Genomic DNA, 7,987 nt, shown 5'->3' with positions numbered 1-7,987 from the left:
GCCCTGGGGTCCTACCACGTCTCGGTGCTGTGCCTGATCAACATCGCCGTCATCGGCGCGGTGTCCCTCAACCTGCTCACGGGTTTCTGCGGGCAGATTTCCCTTGGCCACGGGGCCTTCATGGGCGTTGGCGCCTACGCGGCGGCGCAGTTCTCGGCCCTGGGGCTGCCGTTCCCGGCGGCCCTGGGCCTGGGCGGGCTGGCGGCCGCCGTGGTGGGCATGTTCTTCGGCATCCCCTCCCTGCGGCTCAAGGGCATCTACCTGGCCATCGCCACCCTGGCGGCGCAGCTGATCCTCGAATACGTCTTCCTGCACTGGGAGGGCGCCACGGGCGGCTCCAGCGGCATGGCCGTGGACCCCCCGGTGATCCTGGGCCTGGCCTTCGACACGGACGCGCGCATGTTCTACCTGACCCTGGCCGTGGCGGTCCTGGCGGTCCTGGCGGTGGCCAACCTGGCGCGCACGCGGCCGGGCCGGGCCTTCGTGGCCGTGCGCGACCACTACCTCTCCGCCGAGATCGTGGGCGTGAACCTGTTCGCCGCCAAGCTCACGGCCTTCGGGGTCAGCTCGTTCCTGGCCGGGGTGGCCGGGGGGCTGTGGGCCCACTACACCATGTACATCACCCCCGAGCAGTTCAACATCGGGCTGTCCATCAGCACCCTGGCGATGATCATCATCGGCGGGCTGGGCAGCGTGGCGGGCAGCGTGCTCGGCGCGGCGTTCATCGTGCTGCTGCCCGAGGTGCTCAACGCGGCGGCCTCGGCCCTGGGCGGGGTGCTGCCCGGGGTGGCCATGCACCTCATGGCCATGAAGGAGGGCATCTTCGGCCTGGTGCTGGTGCTGTTCCTGCTTTTCGAGCCCGAGGGGCTGGCCCGGCGCTGGCGGCTGGCCAGGGCCTACTGGAAGCTGTATCCGTTCGCCCACTAGGCGTCGTGCCGTGGGCGGGGCGATTTGGAACCATATCACGGGAGGAAGGCGATCATGAAACGCATGGCAACCATCGTGGCGGCGGCGGTCCTGGCCCTGGCCCTGGGCGGCGCGGCCCTGGCCCAGGAGATCCGCGTCGGCGTGCTGTCCGACCTGTCCGGGGCGACCTCGGCCGTGGGCGTGCCCTACGCCGAGGGCATCAAGGCCGCCGTGGAGCACATCAACGCCCAGGGCGGCATCGAGGGCCGGCCCCTGGCCATCTCGCAGGTGGACTACGCCTACAACGTGCAGCAGGCCCTGGCGGCCTACAAGCGTTTCAAGGCCGAGGGCATGGTCGCCCTCCAGGGCTGGGGCACCGCCGACACCGAGGCCCTGACCAGATTCGTGGCCAAGGACGAGATCCCCACCTGGTCGGCGTCCTATTCCGCGCACCTGACCGACCCGGCCGTGGCGCCCTACAATTTCTTCGTGTGCGCCGACTATTCCACGCAGATGCGCGCGGCGCTCAAGTTCCTGCGCGACGGCTGGACCGGGGACCGCGCGCCCCGGGTGGCCTTCGTCTTTCCCGACCACCCCTACGGCCTGTCGCCCATCCAGGCGGGCCGGGACTACGCCGCCGAGCTGGGCTTCGAGATCGTCGGCCAGGAGAACGTGGACCTGAAGGCCATGGACGCCACCACACAGCTCCTGGCCCTGCAGAAGCTCGCGCCGGACTTCTGCTGGATCGGCGGCACCACGCCCTCCACGGCCGTTATCCTCAAGGACGCCCGCAAGCTGGGCATGAAGACGGTCTTTTTCGTCAACATCTGGGGCAACGACGAAAGCCTCATCGACCTGGCCGGGGAGGCCGCCGAGGGCGTGTACGGCCTCCAGGGGGCGGCGGCCTACGGCGACGACGCGCCCGGCGCCGCGCTCATCCGCGGGCTGACGGGCGGCAAGCCGGTGATGACCCACTACCTGCGCGGCTTCGCCTCGACCCTGGTCATGGCCGAGGCCATGCGCCTGGCGGCCCGGGCGGGCAGCCTCGACGGCCCGGGCATCCGCGCCGCCGCCGAGACCATGCGCGGTTACGACCCCCTGGGCCTGACCCCGCCGGTGAGCTACTTCCCGGACGATCACCGGGCCACCATGTCCGTGATCATCTATCGCGTGCAGGGCGGGGCCCTGGTCAAGGTCGCCTCGCCGGAGCTGGAGCGCAAGGCCGAGTGGCTGGGCAAATAGCGGAACGACACGGTCCCGGGGGCGGCGCGCCCGCCCCCGGGGCGCAGCAGGCGGGGCAGCGCGTGGAACTTCTGAAGGTCGAGAACGTCGAGGTCGTCTACAACGACGTGGTCCTGGTGCTCAAGGGCCTGTCCCTGGGCGTGGAGCAGGGGAGCGTCACGGCCCTGCTGGGGGCCAACGGCGCGGGCAAGTCCACCACCCTCAAGGCCATCTCGGGCCTGCTGGCGGGCGAGGACGGCGAGGTCACCGCCGGGGCGGTGGTCTACGACGGGCTGCCCGTGCATCGCTGGAGCCCCGAGCGGGTGGTGCGCGCGGGCATCTTCCAGGTCATGGAGGGCCGGCGCGTGTTCGAGGATCTGACGGTGGAGGAGAACCTGCGCTGCGGAGCCTTCACCCGGCCCCGCGCGGAATATGCCGCCAGCCTGGAGCGCGTCTACGGCTATTTCCCCCGCCTGGCCGAGCGGCGCAGGCAGCTCGCGGGGTTCATGTCCGGGGGCGAGCAGCAGATGCTGGCCATCGGCAGGGCGCTCATGGCCAGGCCGCGCCTGCTGCTGCTCGACGAGCCGTCCCTGGGGTTGGCCCCGCTGCTGGTTGAGGAGATATTCACCATCGTGCGTCGGGTCAACGAGGCCGAGGGCGTGACCGTGCTGCTGGTGGAGCAGAACGCCCGCGCCGCCCTGGGCATCGCCGACCGGGGCTATATCATGGAGACCGGGCGCATCGTCATGGACGGCAGCGCCGCCGAGCTGCTGGACAACCCCGACGTGCAGGAGTTCTACCTGGGCATGGGGCACGGCGGGCAGAAGCGCAGCTACCGCGACGTGAAGCACTACCGCCGCCGCAAGCGCTGGCTCGGCTGAGGCCCCGGGCGGGGGTCGTGTTTTGGGGCGGCCCCGCGCCGGGCGCGGGGCCTGGACGGTTGCACAAGCCATGCCGGGAGGAGGGCCCATGACCTTGTTGTCCGAGCGGATGAACGGCCACTGGAGCGAACTGGAGACCCAGGACGGGGAACGGCGGGCCGCCCGCGCCTGGGAGCGGCTGGAGCGGCTGCTCGAAACGGCCTGGGAGCACAGCGCCGAGCTGCGCGCGCGCATGGACCGCGCGGGGCTGACCCTGTCGGACATCGGCTCGCTGGACGACTGGGCGCGCATCCCCGTGCTGCGCAAGAAGGATCTGGTGACCCTGCAGGCCGGGGGGCCGCGCCTGGGCGGGCTGCTGGCCTGCGAGCCGGGCGAGCTGGCGCGCATATACCAGTCGCCCGGGCCCATCCTGGATCCCGAGGGCCCCGGGGCGGATTACTGGGGCTGGACCGAAGCCTTCCACGCCGCCGGGTTCCGCCGCCGCGACGTGGTGCAGATGACCTTTTCCTACCACCTGACCCCGGCGGGACTGATGCTCGAACAGCCCCTGCGCGAGATCGGCTGCGCCGTGATCCCCGCCGGGCCCGGCAACACCGACAAGCAGATCGAACTGCTGACCACGCTGCCCGTCACCGGCTTCGTGGGCATGGCCAGCTATCTGCGGGTCATCGCCGACAAGGCCGTGGCCCGGGGGCTGGACCTGCGGCGCGACTTCAGGCTCCAGGCGGCCTTCGTGGCCGCCGAGCGGCTGCCCGAGGGCCTGCGCCGGGGCCTGGAGGCGGACTTCGGGATGCTCGTGCGCCAGGGCTACGGTACGGCGGAGCTGGGTTGCGTGGCCTACGAGTGCCCGGCCCTGGGCGGGATGCACCTCTCCAGCCGCTGCCATGTGGAGATCTGCGACCCGCAGACCCACCGGCCCCTGCCCCCCGGCGAGACGGGCGAGGTGGTGGTCACGCCGTTCGTCGATGTCTACCCCCTGGTGCGCCTGGCCACGGGCGACCTGTCGCGCCTGGTGGCCGGGGCCTGCCCCTGCGGGCGCACCGCGCCCCGGCTGGCGGGCATCCTGGGCCGCGTGGACGACACGGCCAAGGTCAAGGGTCAGTTCGTGTACCCGGCGCAGGTGGCCGGGGTGCTGGCGGGCTTCCCGGCGGTGGCCGCGTGGCAGGTGGTGGTCACCAACCCCGGCGGGCGCGACCGGCTGGCCCTGCGCCTGCGGCTGGCGGGCGAGCTGGACCGCGAGGCCCTGGCCCGGGCCTTCCAGGAGGCCATCAAGCTGCGCCCCGAGCTGGAAATCGCCGGAGGCGCCGAGGACATCGAACCCGGGGCTCCCCCCCTGGTGGACCGCCGGATTTTCGGATAGAAGGGCCCCATGAACGAAGACACCCCCACGGCCCCCGAGGCCATGACCCTGGACGAGGCCCTGGCCCTGCTCGGCGTGGACGCCCTGCCGGGGCTGGACGGCGACGGAGAGAGCGAATTCCTGGAGGGCATGGCCCGCATGCGCCGGGACGAGGGCGAGGACTGGATCCGCGACAACCGCGAGGACCTGCTGGCCCTGTGGGCGGCCCTGCTCGCGGTTCCGGTCGCGGACGAGGAGCCCCTGCCGTAGGCATAGCCGGGCGCAGCCGGGCGCAGCCGGGCGCAGCCGGGCCCCGGCGGGCGTCGCCCGGGTGCGGAAAAAGAAAGGGCGGCCCCTGGGGGCCGCCCTTTTTTGCGCGTCGGGGCCGCGCCCTAGCAGCAGCCGCAGCCGCCGGAACCGGCGGAGCCGCACGAGGAGGCCGAGGAGCAGCCGCAGCCGCCTGCGGCCATTTGCAGGCTCGATTCCACGGTAAAGCCGGTGTAGGTCACGTCGACTTTCACGGGCTTGGCTTCGTCCAGCAGGGCCTGGTTCATGACGAAGGTCAGGCCGCCCTCGAAGTCGAAAATCGCGTCGTCGTCGCGTTTCTGGTCCAGCGCCAGGGACAGGCGCGGGCCGGAACACCCGCCGGGCGCGAGGAACACGCGCACGGGCTCGGGGGTCTTGTCCTTGAAGTAGTTGAGCAGCTCGGTGCGCGCCGCGTCGGTGAGTTCAAGCATCGGATTCCTCCGGTTTTGGGGATGATCACCCAAGGTAATCATACCGTGCCGGTTGTCAATGGCATTGATAGAACGTATCGATTTGTCGGCCGGGTATCGACTGTTTTGGGGGCGCGGGGCCGGGCCGGGCGGGGCCCTGCGGACGAAAAAGGGCGGCCCCCGTGGGGGGCCGCCCTGGTGCGTCGCGGTCGTACGCTTGGCGCTAGCAGGAGCACCCGCCGCTGGAGCAGGAGCCCGAAGAGCAGCCGCCGCCCAGTTGCAGGCTGGAATCCACGGTGAAGCCGGTGTAGGTCACGTCGACCTTCACGGGCGCGGCGCCTTCCAGGAGCTGCTTGTCGATCACGAAGCTGATGCCGCCGTCGAAGTCGAACACGGCGTCGGTTTCCTTTGGCTCATCCAGAGCCAATGACAGGCGCGGGCCAGCTCAGCCGCCCGGCGCGAGATAGACCCGGATGGGGGAGACGGACTTGTCCTTGAAGTAGGACAGCAGCTCCGCGAGGGCCTTGTCGGTCAATTCGAACATGAGTCCTCCATGGGGGTGTGGGCTGGATGGGCCGGGAGCGGGCCAAAGCCAAAAACGCCCGCCGCGGCCAGAAGGCAGATGTAAGGGCGGGCGGTGGAGTTGTCAACGTTCATAGATGGAAATGGCCAGGATCGATAGGTTTTGCGAATCGTTCTTCCGCCCGGCGCGGGCGCGTGTTGCAATGCCGCCAAAGATTCCGTATCGTTCCGGAACGATTGCACCCCGGGCGCCAGCCGCCCGTCAGGAGAGTACGCCTATGAGCAAGACCAGGGTCGTGATGAACGCCACGGAAATCGGGCGGACCATGGACCGCCTCGCCACGGAGATCGTCGAACGCCACGCCGACTGCGACAACCTCGCCATCCTGGGCATCCAGCGCCGGGGCGTGGACCTCGCCCGGCGCCTGAAGGCCGCCCTGGACGCCAAGCTCGGGCGCGACATCTCCCTTGGCCTTTTGGACATCAATCTCTACCGCGACGACTGGACGACCCTGGACGTGCAGCCGCAGATCAACAAGACGGAGATATTCTTCGACATCGACGGCGCGCGCATCGTCCTGGTCGACGACGTGCTCTTCACGGGGCGGACCATCCGCGCCGCCCTGGAGGCGGTGCTCGACTTCGGGCGGCCCGAGCGGGTGGAGCTGCTCGTGCTTGTGGACCGGGGGCACCGCGAGCTGCCCATCCACGGGGACTATGTGGGCGCCCGCGTGGAGACACGCCGCGGCGAGCATGTGGACGTGTTCCTGGACGAGCGCGACGGTCGCGAGGAAGTGGTCCTCGTCGGCTAGGCGCCGCCGCCGACCGCAGCCTTCCCAGCCGGGCCCCGGGCCCGCAACCGGACGCACCATGCCCTTTACGCCGGATCGTCTTTTCCCTCGCCGGGCGGTGGCGGCCCTGCTGGCCCTGGCCGTGGCCGCGGGCTGCCTGCTGACGCCCGTCCCGGTGCGCGCCGGGCTGCTCGGCGGCTCCTTCGGCATCGAGGAGGAGCGCGAGCTGGGCCAGAAATACCACACCATGATCCGCGCCCGCTATCCCGTGGTCGAGGATCCCGAGATCGTGGCCTACGTCCGCGCCCTGGTGGACCGGCTCTACGCCCAGCTCCCGCCCCAGCCCTTCCCCGCCAACCTCACGGTCATCCGCAACCCGGCCCTCAACGCCTTCGCCACGCCGGGCGGCTATGTCTATGTGTTCACCGGGCTGATCACCGACCTGGAGCACGAGGACGAGCTGGCCGGGGTCCTGGCCCATGAGCTGGCTCACGTTTCCCAGCGCCATGTGGCCAAGCGCATCGAGCAGATGCAAAACGTGCAGCTGGGGATGCTCGCCGGGATGCTGGCGGGCATGCTCCTGGGCACGGCCGGGGGCGGCGCCAACATGGGCGAGGCCAGCCAGGCGCTGATGGTCGGCTCCATGGCCGCCGGAACCACGGCCATGCTCAACTACAGCCGCATCGACGAGCGCGAGGCCGACCAGGTGGGCATGGACTTCCTGGTCGGCGCCGGCTTCCCCCCCGAGGGCATGGTCGGCGCCTTCCAGAAGATCCGCCGCAAGCAGTACCTCGCGGGCAGCTCCGTGCCGCAGTACCTGTCCACCCACCCCGACGTGGCCGAGCGCATCGGCTACCTGCAAGACCGCGTGAACCGCCTGGACGACGCGGTGCGCCAGCGCCCGCGCGACGACGCCCGCTTCGTGCGTGTGAAGACCCTGGTCCGCGCGCGCCACGCCGACCCCGAGGCCGCCCTGGGCGCCTTTGCCCAGGGCGAGGGCGATCCGGCCCTGCTGGCCATGGGCCGGGGCATCGTGCTCTCGCGGCGCAACCGCGTGGCCGAGGCGGCCGCGGCCTTCGGCGAGGCCCTGGGCATCGCCCCCGAGGATCCGCTGGTGCTGCGCGAGGCCGGGGCCTTCCACTACCGCAGCGGCGACGCGGCCAAGGCCGCCAGCTACCTGACCAAGGCCAGCATCCTGAACCCCAAGGACCTGATGGCCCTGTTCTACCTGGGCCGCCTGCAGGCCGACGCGGGCCAGACCGGCCCCGCCGTGGACTATTTCCGCCGCGTGCTCGAGGCGCTGCCCGAGGACGCCGAGGTCCACTACCACCTGGGCCGCACCCTGGGCGCGGCGGGCGACATGTTCTCCGGCCACCTGCACCTGGCCTACGCGGGCATCTACGGGCTGGACCAGAAGCAGGCCGACTTCAACCGCAAGAAGGCCCAGGCCCTGGCCAAGACCGAGGAGCAGAAGAAGGAGCTGGAAAAGCTCGAAGAGGTCTACAAGGCGCGGGCCGAATTCTGGAAGGGCGCCTGAGGCGGGCATGGACACCCTGCTGACCGTGCTGGCCCTGGGCGTGGGCGGTGGCGAGCTGGCCGTGTGCGTGGGCG

9 protein-coding genes are annotated in these 7,987 nt (G+C 70.8%); 7 read left to right on the top strand and 2 right to left on the bottom strand.

Annotation, left to right across the window (positions count from 1 at the left end; genetic code table 11):
- From M0P34_RS11615 to M0P34_RS11595, 5 genes are all read left to right on the top strand, one after another.
- Positions 1 to 927: branched-chain amino acid ABC transporter permease (locus M0P34_RS11615; RefSeq protein ID WP_291499259.1), on the top strand; the 927-nt coding region annotated here is incomplete at its 5' end.
- Positions 928 to 981: 54 nt separating this feature from the next.
- The gene (locus M0P34_RS11610) at positions 982 to 2,148 is read left to right on the top strand and encodes an ABC transporter substrate-binding protein (protein ID WP_291499257.1); all 1,167 of its coding nucleotides are present in this window, start codon (positions 982 to 984) and stop codon (positions 2,146 to 2,148) included.
- A gap of 62 nt (positions 2,149 to 2,210) precedes the next feature.
- A complete protein-coding gene (locus M0P34_RS11605) occupies positions 2,211 to 3,008 on the top strand; it encodes an ABC transporter ATP-binding protein (protein ID WP_291499255.1) in 798 nt (265 codons plus the stop codon).
- Between the two features lie 88 nt (positions 3,009 to 3,096).
- Positions 3,097 to 4,368: an AMP-binding protein gene (locus tag M0P34_RS11600; RefSeq protein ID WP_291499240.1), complete on the top strand. Its 1,272-nt coding sequence runs from the start codon at positions 3,097 to 3,099 to the stop codon at positions 4,366 to 4,368.
- Positions 4,369 to 4,377: 9 nt separating this feature from the next.
- Complete coding sequence (locus M0P34_RS11595) at positions 4,378 to 4,617, top strand: hypothetical protein (protein ID WP_291499238.1); 240 nt, start codon at positions 4,378 to 4,380, stop codon at positions 4,615 to 4,617.
- 122 nt (positions 4,618 to 4,739) lie between these two features.
- Here M0P34_RS11595 and M0P34_RS11590 read toward each other — a convergent pair whose 3' ends face one another.
- Together M0P34_RS11590 and M0P34_RS11585 are read right to left on the bottom strand one after the other, a co-directional pair.
- Positions 4,740 to 5,084, bottom strand: coding sequence for an IscA/HesB family protein (locus M0P34_RS11590; RefSeq protein WP_291499237.1), 345 nt, complete (start codon positions 5,082 to 5,084; stop codon positions 4,740 to 4,742).
- Positions 5,085 to 5,286: 202 nt separating this feature from the next.
- Positions 5,287 to 5,607 carry an IscA/HesB family protein gene (locus M0P34_RS11585; protein ID WP_291499235.1) on the bottom strand — a complete coding sequence of 107 codons (321 nt, stop codon included), beginning with the start codon at positions 5,605 to 5,607 and terminating at the stop codon, positions 5,287 to 5,289.
- A 256-nt stretch (positions 5,608 to 5,863) separates the two neighbouring features.
- Between M0P34_RS11585 and pyrR the strand changes: the two genes are divergently transcribed.
- Together pyrR and M0P34_RS11575 are read left to right on the top strand one after the other, a co-directional pair.
- Positions 5,864 to 6,397, top strand: a complete 534-nt coding sequence (gene pyrR, locus M0P34_RS11580; protein WP_291499233.1) for a bifunctional pyr operon transcriptional regulator/uracil phosphoribosyltransferase PyrR — start codon at positions 5,864 to 5,866, stop codon at positions 6,395 to 6,397.
- A gap of 58 nt (positions 6,398 to 6,455) precedes the next feature.
- Positions 6,456 to 7,913 carry a M48 family metallopeptidase gene (locus M0P34_RS11575; RefSeq protein WP_291499231.1) on the top strand — a complete coding sequence of 486 codons (1,458 nt, stop codon included), beginning with the start codon at positions 6,456 to 6,458 and terminating at the stop codon, positions 7,911 to 7,913.
- The last annotated feature ends 74 nt before the right edge of the window (positions 7,914 to 7,987 follow it).

Source organism: Desulfocurvus sp., from assembly GCF_023230885.1.
Lineage (GTDB): Bacteria > Desulfobacterota > Desulfovibrionia > Desulfovibrionales > Desulfovibrionaceae > Desulfocurvus.
This window is presented reverse-complemented; position numbering and strand designations above follow the sequence as displayed.